Origin of the sequence: Chryseobacterium cucumeris (assembly GCF_001593385.1) — a bacterium.
GTDB lineage: Bacteria > Bacteroidota > Bacteroidia > Flavobacteriales > Weeksellaceae > Chryseobacterium > Chryseobacterium cucumeris.
This window is the reverse complement of the sequence record NZ_LUVZ01000026.1, coordinates 1-505: the sequence shown is the minus strand read 5'-3', so window position 1 is coordinate 505 and position 505 is coordinate 1. Positions and strand designations below refer to the sequence as shown.

Below are 505 nucleotides of genomic sequence, written 5' to 3'. Positions count from 1 at the left end.
TACTCATATGTAATGAATACTTTTTAATTCAAGTGATTACGAAAGGCAAAATTACAATTTATAATTAAGATAAAAAAACGACAAATGAATTTCAGTTTCATGAGATTAAACATAGCTTAAAATTATTTAGTCTTAATCTAAATAATTACTTTTATCTCATAAAATATATCTTATGAATCATACACATACAGAGAAAAAAGCAAAGCCTGTAGCTCCAAAAGTAAAGGAACTTATTGAAAGTACAAAGAGTGTTATTTTAGCCACTGTAGATGCAGAAGGAAATCCTAATTCCAGCTATGCACCATTTGTACAGGTAGAAAATACGTTTTATATCCTGGTTTCTTTCATGGCAAAACATACCAAAAACCTTTCGGAAGGAAGAAAAACTTCTGTTATGTTTATTGAAGATGAATCTGCTACCAAACAAATATATGCACGTGAACGTCTGACATTGGAGGCTTCAACTTCACAAATAGAAAGAGACTCTGAGACATGGAATACAGTT

Annotated in this window: 1 protein-coding gene; it reads left to right on the top strand. The window is 30.3% G+C overall.

Annotated elements, in window-relative coordinates:
• Nucleotides 1-172: 172 nt before the first annotated feature.
• The coding region (locus A1704_RS15130; RefSeq protein WP_174525200.1) for a pyridoxamine 5'-phosphate oxidase family protein at nucleotides 173-505 on the top strand (333 nt) is incomplete at its 3' end.